The organism is Nocardia sp. NPDC058705, assembly GCF_042749305.1.
GTDB lineage: Bacteria > Actinomycetota > Actinomycetes > Mycobacteriales > Mycobacteriaceae > Nocardia.
The window spans coordinates 183,768-207,980 of sequence record NZ_JBHYRN010000005.1 but is presented as its reverse complement, the minus strand read 5'-3'; the positions used below and the strand labels follow the sequence as shown (position 1 = coordinate 207,980).

At 65.9% G+C, this 24,213-nt stretch carries 24 protein-coding genes and 1 pseudogene; 18 read left to right on the top strand and 7 right to left on the bottom strand.

What is annotated here, in order from left to right:
- The first annotated feature begins 9 nt into the window (after window positions 1–9).
- The gene (locus ACFW6D_RS10035; RefSeq protein WP_379326688.1) at window positions 10–807 is read left to right on the top strand and encodes an LLM class flavin-dependent oxidoreductase; all 798 of its coding nucleotides are present in this window, start codon (window positions 10–12) and stop codon (window positions 805–807) included.
- A gap of 100 nt (window positions 808–907) precedes the next feature.
- Here the strand turns inward: ACFW6D_RS10035 and ACFW6D_RS10030 are convergent, their stop codons facing one another.
- Complete coding sequence (locus ACFW6D_RS10030) at window positions 908–2,188, bottom strand: RNA polymerase sigma factor (RefSeq protein WP_379326686.1); 1,281 nt, start codon at window positions 2,186–2,188, stop codon at window positions 908–910.
- A 6-nt stretch (window positions 2,189–2,194) separates the two neighbouring features.
- Window positions 2,195–2,614, bottom strand: coding sequence for a YciI family protein (locus ACFW6D_RS10025; protein WP_379326684.1), 420 nt, complete (start codon window positions 2,612–2,614; stop codon window positions 2,195–2,197).
- Between the two features lie 254 nt (window positions 2,615–2,868).
- Between ACFW6D_RS10025 and ACFW6D_RS10020 the strand changes: the two genes are divergently transcribed.
- From ACFW6D_RS10020 to ACFW6D_RS10000, 5 genes are all read left to right on the top strand, one after another.
- On the top strand, window positions 2,869–3,648 hold the full coding sequence (locus ACFW6D_RS10020) for a crotonase/enoyl-CoA hydratase family protein (RefSeq protein WP_379326683.1): 780 nt from the start codon (window positions 2,869–2,871) through the stop codon (window positions 3,646–3,648).
- A 4-nt stretch (window positions 3,649–3,652) separates the two neighbouring features.
- Complete coding sequence (locus ACFW6D_RS10015) at window positions 3,653–4,468, top strand: SDR family oxidoreductase (RefSeq protein WP_379326682.1); 816 nt, start codon at window positions 3,653–3,655, stop codon at window positions 4,466–4,468.
- 33 nt (window positions 4,469–4,501) lie between these two features.
- Window positions 4,502–5,071: a TetR/AcrR family transcriptional regulator gene (locus ACFW6D_RS10010; protein WP_379326681.1), complete on the top strand. Its 570-nt coding sequence runs from the start codon at window positions 4,502–4,504 to the stop codon at window positions 5,069–5,071.
- Window positions 5,072–5,158: 87 nt separating this feature from the next.
- A complete protein-coding gene (locus tag ACFW6D_RS10005) occupies window positions 5,159–6,178 on the top strand; it encodes a medium chain dehydrogenase/reductase family protein (protein ID WP_379326680.1) in 1,020 nt (339 codons plus the stop codon).
- A 24-nt stretch (window positions 6,179–6,202) separates the two neighbouring features.
- The gene (locus ACFW6D_RS10000; protein WP_379326679.1) at window positions 6,203–6,748 is read left to right on the top strand and encodes an ABC transporter permease; all 546 of its coding nucleotides are present in this window, start codon (window positions 6,203–6,205) and stop codon (window positions 6,746–6,748) included.
- Window positions 6,749–6,785: 37 nt separating this feature from the next.
- Here ACFW6D_RS10000 and ACFW6D_RS09995 read toward each other — a convergent pair whose 3' ends face one another.
- The gene (locus tag ACFW6D_RS09995; protein WP_379326677.1) at window positions 6,786–7,394 is read right to left on the bottom strand and encodes a TetR/AcrR family transcriptional regulator; all 609 of its coding nucleotides are present in this window, start codon (window positions 7,392–7,394) and stop codon (window positions 6,786–6,788) included.
- Between the two features lie 120 nt (window positions 7,395–7,514).
- On the opposite strand from ACFW6D_RS09995, the gene ACFW6D_RS09990 reads away from it, so the two are divergent.
- The 8 genes and pseudogenes from ACFW6D_RS09990 to ACFW6D_RS09955 all read left to right on the top strand — a co-directional run bounded on the left by ACFW6D_RS09990 (window position 7,515) and on the right by ACFW6D_RS09955 (window position 18,268).
- The gene (locus ACFW6D_RS09990) at window positions 7,515–8,441 is read left to right on the top strand and encodes a metal-dependent hydrolase (RefSeq protein ID WP_379326675.1); all 927 of its coding nucleotides are present in this window, start codon (window positions 7,515–7,517) and stop codon (window positions 8,439–8,441) included.
- A 12-nt stretch (window positions 8,442–8,453) separates the two neighbouring features.
- Window positions 8,454–9,617: a hypothetical protein gene (locus tag ACFW6D_RS09985; RefSeq protein ID WP_379326673.1), complete on the top strand. Its 1,164-nt coding sequence runs from the start codon at window positions 8,454–8,456 to the stop codon at window positions 9,615–9,617.
- A gap of 232 nt (window positions 9,618–9,849) precedes the next feature.
- On the top strand, window positions 9,850–10,323 hold the full coding sequence (locus tag ACFW6D_RS09980) for a hypothetical protein (RefSeq protein ID WP_379326671.1): 474 nt from the start codon (window positions 9,850–9,852) through the stop codon (window positions 10,321–10,323).
- Between the two features lie 122 nt (window positions 10,324–10,445).
- Window positions 10,446–12,605 (top strand): annotated as a pseudogene (locus ACFW6D_RS09975) (ATP-binding protein); the annotation flags it as partial.
- Window positions 12,606–12,773: 168 nt separating this feature from the next.
- Window positions 12,774–15,065 (top strand): RelA/SpoT family protein, encoded by a 2,292-nt coding sequence (locus tag ACFW6D_RS09970; protein WP_379326848.1) that lies wholly within the window; start codon window positions 12,774–12,776, stop codon window positions 15,063–15,065.
- Between the two features lie 277 nt (window positions 15,066–15,342).
- Window positions 15,343–16,644, top strand: a complete 1,302-nt coding sequence (locus ACFW6D_RS09965; RefSeq protein ID WP_379326669.1) for a cation:proton antiporter — start codon at window positions 15,343–15,345, stop codon at window positions 16,642–16,644.
- 13 nt (window positions 16,645–16,657) lie between these two features.
- A complete protein-coding gene (locus ACFW6D_RS09960) occupies window positions 16,658–16,948 on the top strand; it encodes an amphi-Trp domain-containing protein (protein WP_379326667.1) in 291 nt (96 codons plus the stop codon).
- A 21-nt stretch (window positions 16,949–16,969) separates the two neighbouring features.
- Window positions 16,970–18,268: a diacylglycerol/lipid kinase family protein gene (locus ACFW6D_RS09955; protein WP_379326665.1), complete on the top strand. Its 1,299-nt coding sequence runs from the start codon at window positions 16,970–16,972 to the stop codon at window positions 18,266–18,268.
- A 348-nt stretch (window positions 18,269–18,616) separates the two neighbouring features.
- On the opposite strand, the gene ACFW6D_RS09950 is transcribed toward ACFW6D_RS09955, so the two are convergent.
- The 3 genes from ACFW6D_RS09950 to ACFW6D_RS09940 all read right to left on the bottom strand — a co-directional run bounded on the left by ACFW6D_RS09950 (window position 18,617) and on the right by ACFW6D_RS09940 (window position 20,369).
- On the bottom strand, window positions 18,617–19,270 hold the full coding sequence (locus tag ACFW6D_RS09950; protein WP_379326663.1) for a DUF998 domain-containing protein: 654 nt from the start codon (window positions 19,268–19,270) through the stop codon (window positions 18,617–18,619).
- Window positions 19,271–19,278: 8 nt separating this feature from the next.
- Window positions 19,279–20,109, bottom strand: a complete 831-nt coding sequence (locus ACFW6D_RS09945) for a DUF1206 domain-containing protein (protein ID WP_379326661.1) — start codon at window positions 20,107–20,109, stop codon at window positions 19,279–19,281.
- Between the two features lie 86 nt (window positions 20,110–20,195).
- Window positions 20,196–20,369 carry a CsbD family protein gene (locus ACFW6D_RS09940; RefSeq protein ID WP_379229844.1) on the bottom strand — a complete coding sequence of 58 codons (174 nt, stop codon included), beginning with the start codon at window positions 20,367–20,369 and terminating at the stop codon, window positions 20,196–20,198.
- A gap of 365 nt (window positions 20,370–20,734) precedes the next feature.
- Between ACFW6D_RS09940 and ACFW6D_RS09935 the strand changes: the two genes are divergently transcribed.
- The 4 genes from ACFW6D_RS09935 to ACFW6D_RS09920 all read left to right on the top strand — a co-directional run bounded on the left by ACFW6D_RS09935 (window position 20,735) and on the right by ACFW6D_RS09920 (window position 23,627).
- On the top strand, window positions 20,735–21,658 hold the full coding sequence (locus ACFW6D_RS09935) for an NAD(P)H-binding protein (RefSeq protein WP_379326659.1): 924 nt from the start codon (window positions 20,735–20,737) through the stop codon (window positions 21,656–21,658).
- A 29-nt stretch (window positions 21,659–21,687) separates the two neighbouring features.
- Complete coding sequence (locus ACFW6D_RS09930; protein WP_379326657.1) at window positions 21,688–22,488, top strand: NAD(P)H-binding protein; 801 nt, start codon at window positions 21,688–21,690, stop codon at window positions 22,486–22,488.
- Window positions 22,489–22,713: 225 nt separating this feature from the next.
- Window positions 22,714–23,028 carry a hypothetical protein gene (locus tag ACFW6D_RS09925; RefSeq protein ID WP_379326655.1) on the top strand — a complete coding sequence of 105 codons (315 nt, stop codon included), beginning with the start codon at window positions 22,714–22,716 and terminating at the stop codon, window positions 23,026–23,028.
- Between the two features lie 35 nt (window positions 23,029–23,063).
- Window positions 23,064–23,627, top strand: a complete 564-nt coding sequence (locus ACFW6D_RS09920) for a VanZ family protein (protein WP_379326653.1) — start codon at window positions 23,064–23,066, stop codon at window positions 23,625–23,627.
- Window positions 23,628–23,662: 35 nt separating this feature from the next.
- Here ACFW6D_RS09920 and ACFW6D_RS09915 read toward each other — a convergent pair whose 3' ends face one another.
- A complete protein-coding gene (locus tag ACFW6D_RS09915) occupies window positions 23,663–24,190 on the bottom strand; it encodes a hypothetical protein (protein WP_379326651.1) in 528 nt (175 codons plus the stop codon).
- Window positions 24,191–24,213 lie beyond the last annotated feature (23 nt).

The following is a 24,213-nucleotide window of genomic DNA, read 5'->3' as shown; positions in this document are numbered from 1 at the left end:
ACTGCGGTTATGCGCCTTCGACACGGGGTATATCTGCCGCCGTTCGGTGAACTCGCCGACCCGCGAGTACTGGCCGAGATCGCCGCGGAAGCGGAGGCGGCGGGCTTCGACGGCGTGTTCGTCTGGGACCACGTGGCTCGCCCGCACGAACCGGATCTGGCGGTCGGCGATGCCTGGATCGGGCTGGCCGCGATCGCCGCCGCGACCACCCGGGTGGTGTTCGGTCCGCGCATCACCCCGCTCTCACGTCGACGACCGCAAGACGTGGCTCGCGAAACTGTAGCCCTGGATCTGCTCAGCAACGGCCGGCTGGTGCTCGGCGTCGGTCTCGGCTCCGACGCGACCGGCGAGTTCTCCCTGCTCGGCGAGGTGAGCGCCCCGCGCGATCGGGCGAAACGGCTCGACGAGGCGCTGACAGTGATCACCGCACTGTGGTCCGGCGAGGTCGTCCATCACGACGGGCCCGCCTACCGGGTGGACGGTGTGCGATTTCTGCCTCGGCCCGTCCAACGTCCACGCATCCCGATCTGGGTCGCCGCTCAGTCCGTCCGTCAGGCCCCGCTACGACGGGCCGCGCGATCCGACGGGCTCTGCCCCGAAGCGAGTCCGAGCGAGCTCGTCGACATGTTGGCGATCATCGCCGAACACCGTGGCGACCTGAACGGGTTCGAGGTGGTGATCGCCGCACCCACCGACCGTGACCGCGACGCCTACGAAAAGGCCGGCGCCACTTGGTGGTTGGCCGAGTTGCCGATGCGGTGCACGAAGGCGGAAGCGATCACCCGCGTGCGCCGAGGACCCAGCTGAGTGGTCCCGCCGAATTCCGTTGCGGCATAGTCCTACAGCGCTGCCCGCACCGCGCGGCCGGGGCGACGACACTGCCTGCATCGCGCAGAAGTGCGGCTGATCAGGCGAGGGCAGCGAGTTTCTGTGCGAGAACCGCCTTTTCGCGTTCGTTGCCGCACCGGCGAATGGCTTCGGTCAGCTCGGCACGAGCTTCGGGGGCGCGACCTAGGCGGGTGAGCAGTTCGCCGCGCACGCTCGGCAGCAGATGCGAGGTGGACATGGCCCCCGATGCGGCGATCTCGTCGACGATCGGCAGGGCCGCGGCGGGCCCGTCGGCCATCGACACAGCCACCGCCCGGTTGAGATCCACCACCGGAGAGGGGGCGAGTCGACCAAGTGCCTCGTACAACACCACCACCCGTTCCCAGTCGGTCCGCTCGACAGACGGTGCGACAGCATGACATTCGGCGATCGCGGCCTGCAGACCGTAGGCGCCGAGTCCACGCCCGACTTCACCGGCTTTCACCAGCGCGGCCCGTCCGCGCCGGATCGCCGACCGATCCCAGCGGCGGCGATCCTGCTGCTCGAGCAGCACCGGCTCACCGTCGGGCCCGATGCGAGCCGGAAACCGCGCCGCGGTCAGTTCGAGCAGCGCCAGCAGGCCGTAGACCTCGGGTTCGTCGGGCATCAGCCGCGAGAGCACGCGGGCCAGCCGCTGCGCCTCCCCCGCGAGGTCGAAGCGGATGAGGTCGTCGCCGGTGCTGGCCGAGGATCCCTCGGTGAAGATCAGGTAGATGACGCCGAGCACCGAACCAAGCCGGGCCCGGCGTTCGCCGACGGGCGGCACCTCGAACGCCACCTCGGCCGCGCCGAGCGTCTTCTTCGCCCTGGTGATCCTGGCCTGCACGGTCGCGGTCGGCACCAGGCACGCCTTGGCGATCTCGTCGCTGGTCAGGCCGCCGACCACACGCAAGGTCAAGGCCAACCGCGCCTCGCGCGAGAGCACCGGATGGCACGAGATGAACATCAGTGCGAGCACGTCGTCGTCGATCTGGTCGGGATCCCACAGCACGTCCCGCGCCGCGCGCACCGGGTCGCCACCGGTGAGCGCGTCGCCCTCGCCGAGGTCTGCGGCGAGGGCGGCGTAGCGGTCGTCGAGGGCGGCGCGGCGCCGGAACGCGTCGATCGCCCGGCGTCTGCCGACGGTGAGCAACCACCCGGCCGGTTGCCGTGGCACGCCTTCACGCGGCCACGTCACCAGTGCCTCCGCCAGTGCCTCCTGGGCGAGATCCTCGGCCATCGCGAAGTCGCGGGTGTAGCGGGCGAGCGCGCCGACGATGCGAGCCGATTCGATCCGCCAGACGGCGGCGACGGCCTCACGGCCGGTGTGGTTGTCGCTCATCGTGTTTCAGAGCTGGCCGGTGGCTTCACGCCACGCGCGTTCCTTGGCGACGTAGACATTGTCCTGCGGGAATTCGTCGATGCTCGGGACCCTGCGGATCTCGGTCTTGGTGCCCGGTACGACAACCGGCATGCGCTTGGCCCACTCGATCGCCTCTTCCTTGGAGGCCACGTTGAGAATATAGAAACCGCCGAACAGTTCCTTCGTCTCACCGTAAGGCCCGTCGGTGACGACCGGGGGCTCCGACGAGTAGTCGACGACCACGCCTTCGGCCGCGTCCTCGAGCCCCTCTGCCGCGACGAGCACCCCGGCGCTGATCAACTCGTCGTTGAACTTGCCCATCGTCTCGAGCATCTCGTTGAAGTCGATATCGGCCGCCGCGGCCCAGGCTTCGTCGGTGGCGCGCATGATCAGCATGTACTTCATGGTTTCGTCTCCTCGATTCGGTGTGGACCCGCCTGCCGGGCCCTGCGTTCATCCCTAGGTCGAACGGGCACCACTGCGGATCGACACCCGGCCGAAAATTCTTTTTCGCGAGTGTTCGGCAGCCTACGACGAGCGGGACGTGCGCGCGCCGACGAACCGACACGAATCCCCGATTCGGATATCCGAGACCATCCGGCGTGATACAGATCGACGGGGTTTGTCATGCTGACAGCCACCTAGTGAAGGAGTCACTCGTGAGCGCAGTTCTCGTCGAGCAACGCGGGCATGTGCTCGTGATCGTGCTGAATCGGCCGCAGGCCATGAACTCGGTCGACGCCGAACTGAGCACCGGCGTCGGCGAGGCGCTCGAGCGGGCCGACGCCGACCCGCAGATCCGCGCGGTGGTCCTCACCGGTGCCGGCGAGCGGGCGTTCTGTGCGGGCGCGGACCTGAAGGCGCTGAGCCGTGGCGAGTCGATTCTGGCTGCGGGACACGAGGATTGGGGTCTGGCCGGGTATGTGCGGCACCCGATCAGCAAGCCGACGATCGCGGCGGTGAACGGTTTCGCGCTCGGCGGTGGCACCGAACTCGTCCTGGCCAGTGATCTCGCCGTCGCCGCCGAGACCGCCACTTTCGGCCTGCCCGAGGTTGCCCGTGGCCTGTTCGCCGCGGCCGGTGGCGCGTTCCGCCTGCCCGAGCAGCTGCCACGCAAGGTCGCGATGGAGATGATCCTCACCGGTGAGCCGATCACCGCGGCCCGCGCGCTGGAACTGGGCCTGATCAACCGCGTCGTGCCTGCCGCCGAGGTACTCGACGCGGCACTGGCGCTGGCCGAGCGGATCGCCGAGAACGCGCCGCTGGCGGTGCAGGCGAGCAAGCGGGTGGCGCTGGGCATCATCGACGGCAAGCTCGCCGACGACGCCGCCTGGGATCAGACCAACCGCGAGATCGTGGCGGTCGCCCAGACCGAGGACATGCGCGAGGGCGCCATGGCTTTCGCGCAGAAGCGCAAGCCGAACTGGCAGGCGCGCTGACCCGATGCGGATCCTGATCCTCGGCGCCTCCGGTTTCGTCGGCAGCGCACTGCACGCGCAGTTTGCCGAGAACTACGAGGTCGTCGGGACCAGCCGGGGCGGGCACGGGCTCGTCCCGGTGGATCTCGCCGATTCCGGCGGGGTACGGACACTCGTCGAGCAGGGTTTCGATGTGGTGGTCCATACCGCCGGAGTCGTGGATCTCGGTGCCGCGCAGCGTGATCCAGTCGCGGCCCATGTCGCGAACGTCGCTCCGATGCAGCCGCTGCTCGACGCCATCGACCACACGGGCGCGAAACTCGTGTACCTGTCGACCGACAATGTCTTCGACGGCACGGCCGACCACTACGACGAAAGCGCAACGCGCACACCGATCAACATTTACGGCGAGACCAAGGTGGCCGCCGAGGACCTGGTCCTCGCGCACGACCGCCACCTGGTCGTCCGCCTTCCCCTCGTCTACGGACGCAGCCCACTGTCGAACAAATTCCTGGCCCGCTTCGCCACATCGGAGATCCAGGCGCGCACCGATATCGTGTGCAATCCGCTGTATCTACCCAGCCTGGCCCCCGCGCTCGAGCAGCTCGCCGACATGTCGGGTGTCGTGCACATCGCGGGCGCGGAAACCCTGAGCCGCTACGAACTCATGACCCGGGTCCGCGACCACCTCGCCGCACCGGCGCGCATCGTGGCGACCGATCGATTCTCCGCCGTCCAGGACTGTCCGCGGCCATTACGCCTGGTCATGCGCAGTATCCGGCACAGTCTCACCGGCCTGGATGTGGATACCGCCCTCGCCGATCTCAAGTCAGAGTGTTGACACTCCAAAAAGAGTGAGTGTACAGTCACTCACATGACCAAGCGCGGTGCCACCCTCTCCACCTCGGACGTCCGGCGTGACGCGGTTGTCGACGCCGCGATCATCGAGTTCGCCAAGACCGGCTACCACGGCACCCCGATCAACACGGTCGCCGCGCGGGCCGACATCTCCCCCGCCTACGTGTTCAAACTCTTCCCCGGCAAGGTCGCCCTGTTCGTCGCCGCGCTCGACCATTGTTTCCAACTGGTCGAACGCGCAATGTCAACGGGCGCAGCCAATTCCACCGCCACCGACCCCGCCGACATCCTGCACGACATGGGCGGCGCCTACGCCCGACTCATCGCCGACAAGAGTCTGTTGATGCTGCAGGTGCACGCCCAGTCCGCCACCGACATTCCCGAGATCGCCGACGCACTGCGTCGAGGCCTGGAGAAGGTGACCACCTTCGTGCAGCGTCGTTCCGGCGCCAGTCCCGAACAGATCCAGTACTTCATCGCCTACGGCCAGCTCTGCCACCTCGTCACCACCCTCGGACTCGACGACAACGACAGCGCGTGGGCCACCGCCCTCACCACCGGCATGCGGCACCCGAACGCCCACTGACCTTCGCGCTCCAGCCTTTTCGCGGTTGGAGCTTTCTTTTACATCAAGAGTGATTGACCAGTCACACACCACCGAAAGGCCCACCTGATGAACACCACGACCGCCACCGAAATCGTCCTCCCCGGGCGAGTGGACCCCAGCGGCCTGCTCGTCACCCATCGCGAACTCCCCGCCCCCGGCCCCGGCCGCGCGCTGGTCCGTGTCGACGCCTCCGGGGTGTCGTTCGCCGAGCAGCAGATGCGGCGCGGCAAGTACTACGACCAGCCACCGTTCCCGTTCGTGCCCGGCTACGACCTGGTCGGCACGGTGATCGAGGCCGACGATGCCACGCTCGTCGGCCGGCGGGTCGCCGCATTGACCAAGATCGGCGGCTGGAGCAGCCACGTCGACCTCGACGCCGCCGACCTGATCCCGGTGCCCGATTCCCTCGACGCCGCCGAGGCGGAAACCTTTGTGGTGAACGGGATCACCGCATGGCAGATGCTGCACCGGGTCGCCGAGGTCGCGCCGGGCGAGACGATTCTCGTCCACGGCGCCAACGGTGGTGTCGGCTCGACGCTGGTCCAATTGGCCCGTGCCGCAGGCATTCACGTGATCGGCACCGCGTCCGCTCGTCATGCCGACGCGGTCACCGCACTGGGCGCCACCTGGGTCGATTATCGAGGCGATGTGCCGCACCAGGTTCAGGCTCTCGCACCGCACGGCGTCGATGCCGTGTTCGATCACGTCGGCGGGCCCGGCATCACCGATTCCTTCGACCTGCTCGCCGACGGCGGCACGCTGGTTTCCTACGGCACCGCGGCCACCAAGAACGACGAGGGCGGCTCCCGGCTCCCCGTCCTGAAACTGTTCGCCCGGCTGCTGTGGTGGAACATGCTGCCCAACAAGCGAAGTGCGCACTTCTACAACCTCTGGGCCGGCAAGCGCAACATCACCCGCTTCCGCGCCCGCATCGCCGAGGACCTGACCCAGGTGCTCGCGCTCGCCGCCGCGGGCACCGTCACCGCGCAGGTCGCGGCCCGCATCCCCCTCACCGATGCCGCCCGAGCACTCGAGCTCGCCGAATCCGGCACCGTCACCGGCAAAGTCGTCCTCGTCAGCGCCTGACCGCTCACACCCTGGAGATCGATCATGTACGCATCCCCCATCCTCGACAACCGCCCGATCTACCTGAGTTTCGGCTTCGCCTGGCTGATCGGACACGGTTCCTTCGCCTTGTCCCATGGCACGAATCCCCTGCTCGACCTGCCCGACATGGTGCCGACCGTGCTCCTCGGCAGCGGTCTGCTCGCGGCCATGGTCATCACGACAGTTGTCTCCATGAGAGCCCAACGGGGCGCGACGGGACGCGAAGCGGTGGTGGGAAATCTGCTCGGCGCATCCTGGCTGATCGGATTCGCGGCGTTGTTCTTCCTGATCACGGCGCTCGGTCCCGACACCGCCGCGACGCTCTGGCCGACGGGTTCCGGGCTGATCGTCGGACTGCTCTACCTGGCAGGCGGCGCCGCCTATCGCGACGTGCTGCAATACACGCTCGGCGCGTGGCTCGCCGTAAGTTCCACCGCCGCACTGTTTCTCGACGGCGCTTACCTGTACTGGGCCCTCGCGCTGGCCGGCGGCGGCAGCTACCTGCTCGCGGCGGCGTTCGAGCCGCGCAGAATCGCCGCGGCGAACTGAGTCCCAGCGTGCCCGTCCGAAATCCGGGCGGGCACGCTCAGTTCGGTTGCTGCGCGCCGATCGCGGATCCCATCCATCGGCGCAGGTAGCGGCGCAGTTCTTCATCAGAACGTGCCGGGTTGCCCGGTGACAGGAAGAACGATTGCATCGTGCGCAGTACGTATTCGACGAGTTCGCGCAGGGCGGGCTCGTCGTAGCCGTGGGCGGTCCAGTCGACGTCGAAGCGGCGGATCATGGTCATGCCGAAGGCCTGTGCCTCCTCGGAGGTGAGGCTGTCGGGATTGGCGTTGGAGTACGAGCTCGACAGCAGAATACCCAGGTGGGGCGTGCGGCGGACGTCGGTGAGGGTGAAGACGACGGCCTCGGTCATCGCCTCGACGGGGTCACCGAGGCCACTCACCTGCCCGGCGAGACGGTCGAGGAAATCGTCGACCGAGGCGATCGCCGCAGCGGTCATGAGCGCGTCGGCGCTGGGGAAATACCGGTAGACGGTCTGGCGGATGACGCCGAGCGATTCCGCCACGTCGGCGATGCTGATCTCCGCACCGGTTCGGCCGATGAGTTCGACTGCGGCAGCGATGATTCGGCGCGCGGCCTCCGCATCGTCACCCGGCGGACTGCCGCCCCACCCACGTCTACGCGCCACCGGGTGGACGCTAGCACAAGCCCAGGTCAGGGCGAATTCCAACAAAGTGATCATACACTCGAAGGACCATTCGTATGATTGCGTCATCAACCGAGTGGCCGAACAACGAGGTAACCCACCGTGACCGACCTTCATGTCCGCAAAATGGATTTCGCGTTCGCCGACTACGACGTGCCGTTTCTGTGGAACCCACAGAATCCGGCGTTCTCGTCGATGGCCAATGCCGTCTCGTTCCTGGCGATCGGCTTCGAGAAGATGATCGTGCAGCTGATCACGCAGGCGAAACCGCAGATCACCGACCCCGAAGTGGCCGCGGAGGCCGATGCGTTCATGCGCCAGGAGGGTCAGCATTCCAACGCCCACCGCCAGCACGTGAAGGCGCTGATCCGCCGCTATCCCGGACTACAGGAGACACTGGACGCGGTGATCGGCGAGTTCGACAAGCTCACCGCCGAGACCCCGGTGAAGTACCGCCTCGCCTACACCGCCGACCTCGAGGCGACGTTCACACCGGTGTTCAAGCTGATGCTCGACAACGACAAAAATCTGTTCGCCCCGGGCGATGACCGGGTCGCCTCCCTGTTCATCTGGCATTTCGTCGAGGAGGTCGAGCATCGCAGCTCGGCGCTGATCATCTTCAATTCGGTGGTCGACAGCGAGCTGTACCGGATGCGGGTGGCGGTGTCGATCTTCCGGCACGTGCTGCACGTGATCCGGGTGGCGTGCGCGGGCTTCAACGAGCATGTGCCGCTGGAGGATCGGCAGGTCGACGCGCTGTCGATGTTCGCCAACTACCGCAGGGCGCAGACATTGCGCCGGTGGCTGCCGTTCCTCCAGCCCGCCGACAACGGGACGATGCCGCGCGCGTTCGACGATCTCGGACTGGGTGAACAACTCGTCGCCCTCGGCGGCATCATCCGCAGTCAGACGCCCGGGCACAATCCGGCGCACGAGAAGCTGCCCGCGCTGGCCGACGAATGGTTCCGTCGCTACGACGAGGGTTGTGACGTAACCCGTTGGTACACCGCTGATTCCGTCAGCTCGTAGAAGGTGATCCCGATGCCCGACCACTGCTCCCCCACCTTCGCCGAACTGGCGCACGAACTCGGCTTCTCCTGCGCGGAGATGGGCGGACTCGTCGAGTTCCGCAGCCCGTTCGCCCTGGAGAACTGGACCCTGCCGGTTCTCGAACTCACCATCGTCGTCGGCGCGGTCCTCGCCCTCTGGTACGCGATCGTGCGCCTGCACCGCCACGGCGACCCCACCAACCTGGTCCTGTGGTTCGGCGCCACCGCCTACCTGTTCGTCATCGAACCGCCGCTGTACTTCCCGGCCGCGTTCGGCATCGAGGCCCACGTCGACACGATGTTCGCCCACAATGTCTTCACGGTCGACTTCCTCTGGGGCCGCCTACCCCTCTACATCGTCGCGATCTACCCGCTGATGGCGACGATGGCGTTCGGCATCGTCCGGATGCTCGGCATCTTCCGCCGCTACGGCGTGCTGCTCGGCGCCACCTGTGTCGGCTTCGTCCACCACGCCTTCTACGAGATCTTCGACCATCTCGGACCCCAATTGCGTTGGTGGGAATGGTCTCTCGACAATCCCATCAATCAGCCGATGTTCGATTCGGTCCCGATGGGCAGCGTGGTCGTGTTCGCGGCACTGTGGCCGATGTCGCTGGCCTTCTGCGTGCAGTACTTCGTCGGTCGCCACGTCGACGAGGGCAAGTCCTTATCCGGCCTCGAATTGACCTGGCGGACACTCGTTATCGGCCTCCTGGCCTCCGTCGGCACCTTTCTGCTTCCCCTCCCGGCCACCGTCATCGGCATGAGCAGCACCACCGTGCGCGGCATCGTCTACGCACTGGAGCTGGCTGTCCTAGCGGTAGTCGCCACCTTCGTGATGGTTCGCCAGTGGACCCGATTGCGCCGGGGCACTCCGACACTCCCGCAGTACACCGACCCCTTCGTCCAACGATTCAGCACCCTCTACCTCATTGTCTTCGCCGCCCTCTGGATCGCTTCCATACCCGACTTCTTCGCCGCGGTCGACGGCGAGACCACCAACGGCGACCCCACCGGAAACCTCTGGTACACGGCAGCCTGCTTCGCCGTCGCCATCGCCTCGGTCCTGGCCACCTTCACCGTCCCGCGCCCCCACACGACCGCCGACACGGCCGCATCGACCACTTCGACGGCGGCGATTGATCGGGCGCCGTGACTCGGCGGCGACCATCGAACACCTCGGTGTGAACTACGCGCTACATTGGGCGTCGCCTGTCTCTACGTGCTCGGCCTGGATACAGTTGGCCCACCGTATTTTTCAAGCTTCAACGCTGGTTTTGTCGGGTGCGGATACGGCTCGACTGCTCAAGGTGGGGGCGTAGAATCCGGCGGTCAGAACATCGATGACCGCGCCCGGTAGCACGGTGTGGGGAGCTGGGAGGGATCTCGTGTTGGAGTCAGTGCCCGCGATCGTGGCCGAGGCGATAGCGGTGGGTGCGGTCGCGGGGTTGAGCGATACCGCCAAGCAGGCGGTGACCGATGCGTATGAGAAGTTGAAGGCTCTTGTGTCGGATCGGGTCGGGTCGGCGGGTGTGGAATCAGTGGAGCAGCAACCCGCTTCGGCCGCTCGCCGTTCGGTCCTGGCCGAGGATCTCCAGCGCGCTGATGCTGACAGTGATCACGAGTTGCTCGCGGCAGCACAAGCGCTACTCGCGGCCGTGCGTGCCCACGAGACGGGGGCCGGCGCTGCAGTGGGTGTGGATTTGGAGCGAGTAACCGCGGCGGCGTTGCGAATTCAGCACGTCGAGTCGACCGGGACTGGCGTACGGGTCGTAGGCGGCACCTTCGACGGCGATATCGAGATCGGCTCGGTGAAGGCGGGAAAGTCCGACCCGCAGGACCCTTCCTCGGCGCGCCGGTAGCCCCCACTCCGACCGCGTCGCCAAACCAGTTGCCATCGGGGATCAATCTCGACCGGATATTCGCTCATAACGTCACAATCGCCCCGGCACCTGCGCGTGTCGGCGACGACTTACCCATCCAGATGGTCCCGTCGCAAGCACCGCCGCCGAGGGAACCAGTCACCTCGAGCCTTCCCGCCCGTCCGCGTGATCTCCTGGGCCGTGACCGGGAATTACGACAGATCCTGGACGCCGCGTCCGGGAGTCGAGCGGTGGCGGTTCACGCGATCAACGGTATGGCTGGCATCGGCAAAACCACCCTCGCCGTCCACGCTGCCCACCAACTCGCACCGCAGTTCCCCGATGGGCAATACTTCGTCCAGTTGCACGCCCACACTCCTGGACAAGCCACGTCGGATCCGGCCGACGTCCTGGCCGACCTCCTGATCGCGATCGGTTTCGACCCACGCAACCTTCCCAGCACCGTGGCAGAGCGTCGCGATCAGTGGCGCAACTTGCTCGCGGGCAGGAAGATGCTGTTGGTGCTCGACGACGCAGCCGACCGCGAACAGATCGAGCCATTACTGCCGAGCGGTTCTGGATGCCTGACCCTGGTTACTAGTAGGCACCGGCTAATGCTGCCCGACACCAACCCCCTGCCGCTGGAAGTTCTCGAACGTTCCGCAGCGGTGAATCTGGTCTTCACCGTGACCGGCCGCGACTCCACAGGCCAAGCCGAACGGCACGCGGCAGCTCGCATTGCCGATGTCTGCGGATGCCTTCCGCTGGCGATTGTGCTGGTCGCAGGGCAGCTCGCGCACCACAAGACATGGACCGCGGCCGACATCGGCGACTACGCCGCTGAGGTCGGAGCGGCGGCCAATCGACTGGCCGCGCTAGATGACGACGCCCCCGCGGTCAGCGCCGCGTTCGACCTGTCCTACCGCGCTCTGCCACCGCAGCGCCAGAAGATCTTTCGGCGGCTGGGCCTCCACCCTGGGCGCGAGGTGGACGCGTACGCGGCGGCAGCACTGGTCGAGGTGGATGTCGCGACCGCCGGGCGGGAGCTGCGCGCTCTCTACCAAAATCATCTTCTCAACGAGACGAGCCGAGGCAGATACCTGCTGCACGATCTGCTGCGCTCCTACGCAAATCGACTTACTACCGACTCGGACTCGGAAGCTGACACTGCCAGCGCCGTGCACCGACTGTTGGACTACTACCAGTACACCGCCGCTCACGCGGACCGATGGCCGACATCGTCGATCCATACCGGCGCCGACGACACCCGGGCATCCGCCGGAGCACGCGATGCTGTTGTGCCGAAATTCGACGATCAACTGCGTGCACTTACCTGGTTACGCATCGAGCGGGACAACCTGCTGGCCTGTCTGGACCACACCGCCGGTCGCGACCGCGCCCGAATGGTCGTATTAACCACACCGGTGGCGAGATCGCTCGAATTCGATGGGCAGTGGCCGTTGGCCGCGACACTGCACCAGCGTTCGCTTACTACCGCACGCCAGCTCGGTGACCGTCTCGGGGAAGCTGATGCCCTTGACGCCCTTGGCCGCATCAGACAACTCAGCGGAGACTACAAGCAAGCTACCGACCTGCACGAACAGGCACTCACCATGTACCGCGCAATCTCCCACTGTGCGGGCGAGGCAGCGGCCCTCAAGAATCTCGGTCGTATGCGCCGGCTGGCCGATAGCTACGAGAGCGCTGGTGACCTGTTCAAACAGGCGCTCGGCATCTACCGCACGCTAGGCGACCGTCTCGGCGAAGCTGATGCCCTCGACGCCCTCGGCCACCTGTGCGAGACCACGGGAGATTACGAACAAGCTGGCGACCTCCACCAGCAAGCACTCACCATCTACCTCCACCTCGAACACTCCCTGGGCGAAGCCGACGCCCTCGACGCCCTTGGCCACATCCGACAAATCACCGGTGACTACGAACAAGCTGGCGACCTCCACCAGCAAGCACTCAACATCTACCTCCACCTCGAACACTCCCTGGGCGAAGCCGACGCCTCCGACGCCCTTGGCCACATCCGACAAATCACCGGTGACTACGAACAAGCCGCCAGACTGTACGTGCACGCGCTGACTCTGTACCGTGCCCTCGGCCACCGCCACGGCGAAGCCAACGCCCTCAACGCTCTCGGCGACCTACGCCGACTGACAAAGGATTATGGGCAGGCCGACGACCTGCACCAGAAAGCCCTAATAATCTACCGCGGCCTCGGCTTCCGGCTCGGCGAAGCCGACGCCGTCAAGAACCTCGGCCAGGTACGTGAGACCACAGAGGAATACGGCGCGGCCGCTGAGCTCTACATGCGGGCCCTGTCGCTCTACCGCGTCATCGGCTATCGCCGAGGCGAGGCCGACGCCGTCGACGCTATCGATGCCCTGCGCCGACTCACCGAGGGATACGGGCAAGTCGCCGATCCGCATCAGCGTGCACCGATGCGGGAACCTGGCGATGCCTCGGCGGGGTCGACCACCTCGGTCTTCGGGCGTGTGCGCGCTCGCTTGATCCGCCGGATGCCAGGCCCGCGCGGCATCACGGCGGTCGAGCCGGTCCTCGAACCCCTGGCCACCGTCCATCGCAAGCTGTACCCGAAAGCCAACCTCGGCTTGCTTCAGCGTGCCTTCGACGTCGCCGACGAACGCCACGCCAAGCAGTTCCGCAAGTCCGGCGACCCCTACATCACCCACCCCCTCGCCGTCGCCAACATCCTCGCCGAACTCGGCATGGACACGATTACCCTGGTCGCCGCGCTACTGCACGACACCATCGAAGGAACCGGCTACTCCCTGGAACAGCTCAAGGAAGAGTTCGGGCAGGAGGTCGCTCACCTCGTCGACGGTGTCACCAAGCTCGACAAGGTCAACCTGGGCGCGGCCGCCGAAGCCGAGACCATCCGCAAGATGATCATCGCGATGGCGCGCGACCCGCGGGTGCTGGTGATCAAGGTCGCCGACCGGTTGCACAACATGCGCACCATGCGTTTCCTGCCGCCGGAGAAGCAGGCCAAGAAGGCCAAGGAAACCCTGGAAGTGATCGCACCACTGGCACATCGCCTCGGGATGGCCAAGGTCAAATGGGAACTCGAGGACCTCGCCTTCGCGATCCTGCACCCTAAGAAGTATGACGAGATCGCGCGCCTCGTCGCCGACCGCGTATCCGCGCGTGACACCTACCTGACAAAAGTGCGCACGGCTGTCGACCGCACGTTGGCCGCGGCGCGGATCACTGCGGTGGTCGAGGGGCGCCCGGACCATTACTGGTCGGTGTACCAGAAGATGATCGTGAAGGGTCGCGACTTCGACGACATCCATGATCTGGTCGGCGTACGCATACTGTGCGACGACGTGCGCGATTGCTACACCGCGATCGGCGTCGTGCACTCGCTGTGGCAGCCGATGGCGGGCAGGTTCAAGGACTACATCGCCCAGCCACGGTACGGGGTGTACCAGTCGCTACACACCACTGTTGTCGGCCCCGACGGGAGGTCTCTCGATGTGCAGATCCGCACCAAGGACATGCATCACGCGGTCGAGTTCGGTATCGCCGCGCACTGGCGGTACAAGGAGACCAGGGGCAAGCGCTCCGGCGATTTCACCGAGGTCGACGACATGGCGTGGATGCGTCAGCTACTTGACTGGCAGCGAGAAGCCGCCGACCCGGCGGAGTTCCTGGAGTTGCTGCGCTTCGACCTGAGCGTCCCCGAGATCTTCGTCTTCAGCCCGAAGGGCGACGTGATCACGTTGCCGCAGAAGTCCACTCCAGTCGACTTCGCATATGCGGTGCACACCGAGGTCGGGCACAAGTGCGTCGGCGCGCGGGTGAACGGGCGCCTGGTGCCGCTAGAACGACAGCTGGAAAACGGCGAAGTCATCGAGGTGTTCACCTCCAAAGCGCAGAACGCCGGACCCAGTCCCGACTGGCAGAAGTTCGTGGTCTCCCCGCGCGCCAAGGCCAGAATTCGCCAGTGGTTCGCCAATGAGCGTCGCGACGAGGCTCTAGAAGGCGGCAAGCGTGCGATCTCCAAGGAGATCCGCCTCATCGGGCTGCCACTGCAACGTCTGATGAGCAGCGAAGCGATGGCCGCGGTCGCGCACGAACTGCACTTCACCGATATCTCTTCGCTCTACACCGCTGTCGGCGAGCATCAGGTGTCGGCACGTCATGTAGTGCAGCGGCTCATTGCCCAACTTGGCGGAATCGACGATATCGAGAACGAGCTGGCCGAGCGTTCAACGCCGTCGACCACTCCCAACCGGCCGCGTGTCACCGGCGACTCGGGCGTGTTCGTCCCCGGCTCCCCGACGAGGCACACGGCGCTCGCCAAGTGCTGCACGCCGGTACCGGGCGACGGAATCTTGGGCTTCAAGACCCGCGGTAGCGCGGTGAGCGTGCACCGAACCGATTGCACGAATGCCGGTGCGCTACAGGAGGTACAGCCAGAACGGATCGTCACCGTCGAATGGGCGCCGTCATCCTCGTCGGTGTTCCTGGTTGCCATTCAGATCGAGGCGCTCAACCACGCGCGCCTGCTCCTGGGAGTTGTCAAAGCACTGACCGACGAGAAGGTCAACATCCTGTCCGCCTCGGCCGCCACCCACGGCGACCACGTCGCGATCAGCAAGTTCACCTTCGAGATGGGCGACCCCAAACACCTGGGCCACCTGCTCAATGTGGTGCGCAACGTCGAAGGCGTCTACGACGCGTACCGGGTGACCTCCGCCGCCTGACCCACGCCACCCGCGAGCTCGCTGATTCGACAATTTGCCAGCATCGAATTGCCTTGATGCACAGTCATGTTCCGCCGTCGCCATCGCCTCGGTCCTAGCCACCTTCACCGTGCCCCACCCCCGCACGAGCCCGGACGCTCCTGTGTCGACTGCGTCGAAGGTGCCCAGCTGACGCACCACGATGGTCACCCGAAACGGGTGAGGACTGTCCGGTCTCCGGCGCCTACCGTGCACACAGGGTGGGCGTATGGCGATGGTGCCACCGAGACGAGGAGCGATGGACGATCACACGGCGATCACGCTGTTGCTGCTGGGCGCGGTGCTCGTCTATTCCCTCGCTGCACGTCGGTTGGGCCGGGCGAACATCACCGCGCCGATGGTGTTCGTGGTGGTCGGTGTCGTCGCCGGGAACACCGGCATCGTCCAGGTGGACGCGGACGTCGGCTGGCTGCTCACCGTCGCGGAGGTCACCCTGGCCCTGCTGCTCTTCTCCGACGCCTCTCACCTGCAGTTGCGAGAGGTGGGCCGAGATCGCGGACCGGCGCTGCGCCTGCTGCTGATCGGCCTGCCGCTCAGCATTGTCGCGGGGACGCTACTCGCCTACTGGATGTTCCCCGAGCACGGCTGGGCGGCGGCCGCGTTGATCGCGGCAATGCTCGCACCGACCGACGCCGCGCTCGGCGCCGCCGTCGTCACCGACACCAGGGTGCCGTCCCGGGTCCGTCGGCTGCTGAATGTGGAAAGCGGCCTCAACGACGGCCTGGCCACCCCGGTGGTGACCGTGCTCATCGTTGTTGTCGCCTCCGAAACGGGACAGCTGGGCAATCAGAACTGGTTGATCGACGCGCTGCGGTCGCTGTCGATCGCTGTCGGGGTGGCGGTTGCCGTCGGCGGTGCGGGCGGTGCGGTGTTGCGGTGGTGTCGCGGTCACGGGTGGACCTCCCCGCTCTCCGAGCAGGTGGCGGTTTTCGCGCTGGCGCTGCTGTGCTACTTCGCGGCGGTCGCCATCGACGGCAACGGATTCGTCGCGGCCTTCCTCGGCGGCATCATGTTCGGTTACCTCGCGAACGCCGAACTGCGCGCGCGAACCGAATTCACCGAGACCACAGGGCTTCTCGCGTCGTACGTGGTGTGGATCGCTTTCGGTGCCGCACTGGTCGGGCCCGCGCTCGCCGACGCGACCGTCCGCACGTACGTGATCGCGGTCGGCGCCTTGACGCTGGTCCGGATCGTTCCGGTCGCCATCGCGATGGCCGGCTACGGCTGGGGACCGCCGACGGTGTTGTTCGTCGGGTGGTTCGGCCCGCGCGGGCTGGCCACCGTGATCTTCGCGCTCATCGCACTCGAGGAGCTGGGAAACACCGCCGTCACCGATCACCTCGTCGACGTCGCCTCGGTGACGGTGCTGTTGTCGATCGTGGCGCACGGTTTCGGCGCCGCTCCCCTCGCTGCCCGATACGGCCGATGGGCGTCGACGCTGCCCGACGACGCACCGGAGAAGATGGCGGTCACGCCGCCCTCGACACGGCGGATCGCCCTGCAGGCCGATTCGCCCGAAAACCACCGCACGTCCCACTGAGACAGGAGTTGTCGTGCCGAAAATCGAGATCAAGCGGAAGTCCGAGCTTTCCCGTCGAGAGGTCGCCGAGCGGCTCATCGCGATCGGGCAGGCCCTCGCCGATGGCTCCGAAGTCGAGCTGGGGACAGGCGGCGACTCGATCGAAATCGCTGTCGCCGACCAACTCCAGTGGGAGATCGAAATCGAGATCGACGGTGACAAGACCGAAATCGAGATCGAGATCAGCTGGCGTGACGAACCAGCGGAAGCCCCGGCTAAGCCCGTTCGTCGTGCGCGACCCCGTAAAGCGGCTCCGAAGAAGTAGACCGGCAGGCGGGTGAGCGGGGTGAGCACCAGCGAGCGCGGTCAACGGTGGTGGGCCCGCGCCGCCATCGCCTGTGTGGTCGCCGCGGTGCTGGTGCCGGTGGTCAGCGCGGGCGTGATGGGCGTGGTGAGTTTGTTCGTCGCCGGTGCGGCGGGTGCCGTTGTCACGGTGGCGGCGCTCTATTGGTTCCTCACCCGGATCGGGGTGTTGCGGTGGGTCGCGCTGGCGGTCGCGGTGCTGGCGCCGATCATCGTGGTGGCCTTGTTCATCCGGGCGAATTTGTTGTGGGTCGTGTTGGTCGCGGGTGCGTTGTCGCTGTGCGCTGTCGGCTGTGCCCACGCTGCCCTGCGCGAGAGCGGTGCCGACGCGGCCGTCCCGGAGTATTCGGTTCCGCCTCCGCAGCGACCGTTCCTGATCATGAATCCACGTTCGGGTGGCGGCAAGGTCGCGAAGTTCGATCTGGTGCGCAAGGCTGAGGAATTGGGCGCCGAGGTCGCATTGCTCGACGGGCCCGATCTCGTCGACGTCACCGCATTGGCCCGACGAGCGGTCGCCGACGGTGCCGATCTGCTCGGAGTCGCGGGCGGAGACGGGACACAGGCGCTCGTCGCGGCGGTCGCGGTCGAACACGATGTACCCTTTCTGGTGATCAGCGCCGGGACCCGCAATCACTTCGCCATGGACCTCGGCCTGGATCGCGCCGATCCCACCCGCTCACTCGACGCACTCGACGACGGCGTGGAGTTGCGCACCGACCTCGGCACGATCAACGGCCGTCCCTTCGTCAACAACGCCTCGTTCGGGGTCTACGCGGAGATCGTGCGGAGCCCGGCCTACCGCGACGACAAAACCGCGACAGTGCTTGCCTTGCTGCCCGACCTGCTCACCGGACACCGCGGCCCGAAGTTGGTCGCCCGGATCGGCGCGACCGCAGTGGCCGGTCCGCAGGCGATTCTGGTGAGCAACAACCCGTACGGCAGCGGCGATCTGGCGGGCCTGAGCCGACGCACGCGTCTCGATCGGGGTGTCCTCGGCGCGGTGACGCTGTCGGTGACCAGCACTCGGGAAGCGGTCAACCTCCTACGCCGCACCCGCCTGCGCGGCCTCTCGCAAGCGACAGCGGTCGAATTGATCGTCGACGCGGACACCCCGGAGATTCCGGTCGGCGTAGACGGCGAGTCCGTCCTGCTACGCACCCCGGTCCGGTGCACGATCGCACCGGGCGCCCTACGAGTACGGGTCCCCAGGACAAGGCCGGGCGTCAAGCCCGCCGCACCGACCTGGGACTGGGCCCGACTGTGGGAGAAGGCATATCGCTGAGCGGCGAACCAGGGGCCGACCGGATTGCGGTCGTGTCGAAATCGAGGAGTTCTCGCCACATCGAGCCGATACTGTTGCGCGCGAAGGAGAAACGGGGAACGAGGGGAACTGATGGTTGGGAACGAATCGGCGGTTGCACGGGTGACAGGAGTCTGGGCGCGGCCCGCTGTTGGTGGGAGCGTGGCTGGTGGTCCTCGGTCAGTCGTTCGCGGCAGTCTTGGCGTGGATCCCGATCGACGCCCTCTACCACTCCGCCCCCGCCAACCTCGTCTTCGCAACACCACTGGTGGTTTTCCCCCTGCTCACGATCCTTTTCGTCACAGGACGGTAAGCAGGCAGCTCGCGGGGTTACGTGCGGAGCACCTTGTTCGGCAGCCTTGTCGGCCGCCGCAGTATCGCGCTGCGGACGGCGGTGAATGCGATGACTGTGCCGGTGACGGCCATCCAGATCGGGAGGGGGTAGAAGACGAGGCGTTCGGTGATGCCGATCTGCAGGCCGATCGTCATCAAGACGGTGCCGGTGAGGCCTGCGGTGGCGCACAAGCCTGACCAGATCGCGGCGAGGCGGCGGTGTTTCCAGAGCCAGATCGCCAGCAGGATCAGCACGATGTGCCGGGAGACGAACGCGGGCAGCACCGCGAGGAAGTGCACGACGATGCCGTCGTCGGACGGGAACAGCCCGGTGGCCGCCGTACTCAGTCCGATGACGATCGCAAGGGTGACTATCGACCATTGGCGCGGGCCGCGGGGCAGGTAGTCGATCAGTCCGACCGCACCGACGACGGTGAGTGCGCCGAGCGCGACGAAGGTCGCGTTCATCACCAAATGCAGTGGCGAGCAGGCATTCTGAGTGCAGGTGGTGATGCCGAGATCACTGATCGTGTCGTGGCGGAAGCTGTAGGGCGTTTTCCAGGCGGTGGCGGTGACGAGTTCGGCGAGCAGGTAGGTGAATGCCAGCGTCCACGTCAGTCCCGCGGCGATGTGCCGAAGACCGTGATGCACGAGGTCGACTACATCTTGGTGTATCGCGCCATGGCGAAACTGTAGAGGCCGTAAGCGATGATGCCCGCGCCCGCCGCGATCAACAATGTCGCGCCGAAAGGTTGTGCGCCAAGGGTTTTGAACGCGCCGTCGAGTCCGGTGGCTTCGCCGGGGTCCGAGCGGCCGACCGCGAGTATCACCAGCAATCCGATGGCCGCTACGGCCAGACCCTTCGCGACGTACCCCACCGTGCCCAACCTGCGAACCAGGGTGCTCGTGCCGCCTTGCAGGTCGGTGAGGAAACTCTGGGTCGCTCCCTTGTAGACGTGGTAGCCGCCGATCGCGATGATGATCAGTCCGGCGGCGACGAGAGCGACCGTGCCCACGGAGGATTGCATCATCTCAGCGGTGATCCCGGTGCTCTGTGCGCTACTGGATGTGCCTGCGCCCCGGGCGAATCCGAAGGCGGAGACGGCGAACGCGAGATAGACCACCGCCAAGGAGAACGCCTTCACACGATTGACGGCCTCGGATTTCTTGCTGTCGGAGTCAGCTCTGGACGAACTGCCGAGCGCCGCTTCGGCCAGCCGCCACAACGCCATCAGCCCGAACGCGACGACACCGACCCAGAGTGCGAAGACTCCACCCGGCTTGGCGGCGAGTTCGGTCATGGCCCCTGATTGGTCGGCGGTGCCCGATCCGCCGCCGAGTGCTAGCCGGATGGCGATGTAGCCGATGAGCAGGTGCACGATGCCGCTCATCACCAAGCCCGCGCGGGCGAATCGTTCGAAGATACTGTTCTGGGCCACCCTGGCTACGGCAGTGGACGAGTTGTCGTACGACGATGAGGATTTCGGCATGTTGATCACCCTGCGTGTGGTTGATCCGTCGAGGTCGGTCCACGACGGTCGGCGCAGGATCTACTGCGAGGTCTCGTTCGACGAAACTAGTTCTTGAAGGCGTCCTTGATCTTGGCACCGGACTGTTTCAAATTGCCCTTGACCTGCTCGACCCGACCTTCAGCCTCGAGCCGCCGATTCCCCGTAGCCCGCCCGATCACCTTCTTCACCCGCCCCTTGGTGGCCTCGACAGAATTCGCGATCTTCTTACTCGTACTCATGGCAGTTTCCTCGCTGTGTGAACCAAGTCAACGCCGTAATCCCCCAGCTGTCAACGATGTTGATCTTCGACATGGGGAACTGTGCGCCGATCGCGCAGATCGACACGCGCGGCCAAACCAGAGCGCCCGGAGATAGACCAAAATTGCCGCGCACAAGAGTGTGTGGGAAGACTGACAGCTATGTGCGCAGGCGCTCCGACCCGCACTACTTTCGATCGAGTAGCGATTCGAGTCGGAGGATTACCTGAGGACTCTGGTTGCAGGTGTCACCGGAACAGCGGGTCGACACGTGCTCGACCGTGGCCGAATGGGCACGCGATCACGCGGCCGATTTTCGCTGATCAGCGGATTCGATAAGGAGTACTGTGACCATCCTCGTTACCGGCGCGACCGGAAATACCGGACGTTGCCTCGTTCACCAGCTGGTCGATGCCGGGCAGGCGGTGCGGGCGATGACCCGCGCCCCGCAGACCGCGCACCTTCCCGCCGCGGTTGATGTGAGATATGGGGACTTCGAGCAACCCGATACCTGGCCCGGCGTTCTGGAGGGCGTCGAGCGCGTCTATCTGTTCCCGCACGTCGACGTCGCCGCGACGTCGGGCGCCCGCTTCATCGATTCAGCCTCCGGCGGCCGCTTCGTCGATCACGCGGTCCGGGCGGGCGTGCGCCGGTTCGTGGTGCATTCCGCGGTAGCGGCCGGTTTCCCGCCCGGCGATGAGCCGGCCGGACCAGGTCGGCAGTACCTCAAACAGCATCTGGCCGTAGAACGGCAGGCCCATCGAGAACTCGAGCAGTGGGTGGAGGCCACCGGGGCGGAATGGACCCATCTGCGGCCCGGGTTGCTGGCGGTCAATGCACTGGGCTGGGCGGAGTCGATCCGCGCCGAGCGCGTCGTCCGGGAGCCGTACCCCACATCCGGATACCCATGGGTGCATGAAGCCGATATCGCCGAAGTCGCCGTCGCGGCCTTGCTGACCGACGCACACGTCGGGGCCGCCTACACGCTCACGGGACCGGACAAGATCACCCACGCCGAGCAGGTCCAGACCATCGCCACGGCGATCGACGACATCATCCGATTCGAGGAGCTGACCCCACAGCAGGCGCTCGAGCACTGGATCCGCGACGGGGTCCCGGCCGAGTACGCCGACTGGATGCTCGAACTGCGGGCCGACTCGATCAACGGCCCCGGGTGCATTCCACCCACCGACACCTTCCATCAGATCACCGGACGAGCACCGCGCAGCTTCGCGCAATGGGCCAGTGATCACCGGGCTGACTTTCTGTGACTGGCGGCTCCCTGACCGAAGTAGGAGTTATGAAGATTCTCGTGACAGGTGCCACCGGAAATATCGGCCGTATGGTCGTAGACCACCTTGTGAGTCTGGGGGCCGACGACATTCGCGCACTGTCGAACCACCCGGAACGCACCGCCTTCCCGCCCGAGGTCGAGGTGGTCGAGGGCTACCTCAAGCGGCCGGCCTCCCTACCCGCCGCCTTCGAGGGCATCGACCGGATGTATCTCGCACCGTCTCTCGAAACCGTCACCGCGGTAGTCGACTTGGCGCATCGGGCAGGGGTCGGGCACATTGTCGATCTGTCCGGCGACGACACCACCCAGTGGCAGCCCATCGCGCAGGCGGTTGAAAAGTCGGGTGTCGGTTGGACTCACCTGTATACGGGCGAATTCATGGAGAACACCACCGACTGGGTGGCGCAGATTCGCGCGACAAGCGAAGTGCGCGAACCGTATCCGGATTCCGCGAACGCCCCCATCGCCATGGACGATATCGCTCGTGTCGCTGCGACGATCCTACTCGGCACCGGGCACCTCGGCATGACCTACAACCTCACCGGCCCCGAAACCCTCACCAGGGCAAGCCTTCTCCAGCACCTGGCCGAAGCGATCGACCGCGACCTGTCATTGGTGACGGTGTCACCCCACGAGTACATCGCACTTCTCGAGCCGACGATGGGAGACTTCGCGCCGTGGTACGTCGAAGGCCTCGCCACCAGGGTGGACAACCCGCAGCTCGCTACCACCACCGTGGCCGATCTCACCGGCTACGCCACTACATTCGCCGCATGGGCCGCCGCGAACGCCGACCTGTTCCGCTGAGTCGATCAGTCGGCGTGCGGTGCCGCGAAGGATCAGTTCGATGGCCTTGTACTGACGGCTTCTCAGTCGCACGGCCCGGTGGTCACTGCTGGATCGTGGGCAGGCTGCGGATGTTGTCCGGGCACCTGGCAAAACGACAAGCGGCGAGATCGTTCGGCGCGAGCTCTAGAGGCGCATTCGTGTCCTGCGGGGGTACCGTCGGGAGAGCGGACGGGAGGGACGGAAATGCCGTTGGTGTGGATGGTTGTCGGCGTTGTGGTGTTCGGCGTGGTCCTCGACCGCTTGTTCGTCTTGGCTGAGGTGCGGGGGTGGATTGCGCCTCGGGGCAAGGTCGGGTCCGGTAGTGCTGCGGGTCTTTTCGGGGAGTTGCAGGCGTTGTTCGCTCCGTCGAGTCAGCACACGCAGCAGGAGATTCGAAGCCGGGAAGTGCGTGGCGAGCAGCTCGACAGTGGCGACAGCCCACTGGGAGTGGACCTTTCGCTGGGCATCGCGCGCCTGCCCCATGCGGGAGACGAGTCGGATCGGTCGCAGAGCCGATGACACATGCACGCATGGCGGCGACGTAAGTTTCCTGCGTGGGGCGAGTATGGGAGGCCTGGGGGCCGGTGTTGGTGGCGTGGGGAATCGGGGTCACGGCGATTCCCCTCATCGTGTTGTTGTTGCTCGAGTGGAGGTCCCGCGCGGGAATCGAACGGCCGATCGCGTTGCAGCGCAGCCTGACCGAAGTGGGAATCGTCGCGGGGACGCTGCCCTGGGTGTGGATGATCCTGACACCGACCGGCGGTACGCGGTCCGTCAGCGTGGTTCCGCTGCGCGATCTCGCCGCCACAATGGGCGAGTTCTCGTTCGACACGATCGTGCAGATCGGCGCGAATACCGCGATGTTCGTCCCACTGGGTTTCCTGCTGCCCTTGCGATTCCCTCGCTTCACCGGCGTATGGCGGATGCTCATACTCGGTGCCGCGCTGTCGGCGACACTCGAAATCGCCCAATATGTCCTGGACATCGGACGGGTGTCATCAGTCGACGATGTGCTGATGAACGCGGCCGGCGCCGGCATCGGCGCGCATCTGGTGTCGATGGTCAGACAGTTGTGGAGGTTTCGACCCCTTGCAGAACCAGATATTCGGGTTCAGTGAGCACATCGGCCCGTTCGAGTTGAACGGTCGAATCCTCAGCAGAGTTCGCACCAATGCTCGTCATCGGTGTCGTCGTCGGATTCTGAGTACCCACCGACCTCGTACGCCACCATCGACGGCCAGTGCCTGCGCATCGCGTAGAGCACGGCCTCGGTCGATAGTTGCAGTTCCGACAGCGGAATCGACCTGGCGGCCGCCTGCGCGAAGGCCGGATCGCGGTCGAGTGGAACGAGGTCGAGTTCGATGCCACTTGGAAGATCCCGGCGAACTCGTACGTGATCAATTGCGTCCCAACGGACCTCACCGGACGTTCGATGCCAGATACCCCGATCAGAGATGACCAAAAGGGGCTTGCGCCGGATGGACTCCCAGGCGGAGCCCAGGGTGATCGGAACGAAAATGAGGAGCCCCAACACTCCCCCGATCAGTCCGATCGGCCCCTCGGTCAGGGCTTCCGCGCAGCAGACGGAGAAGAACGCACACATAAGAATTGCGCCGAACCCCGGACCCGACGACCGATACACCGTGTCCGGCCGCGACATCTGCCCGTCACTAACCCACATGGCGTCATGGTATGACCGCGGAC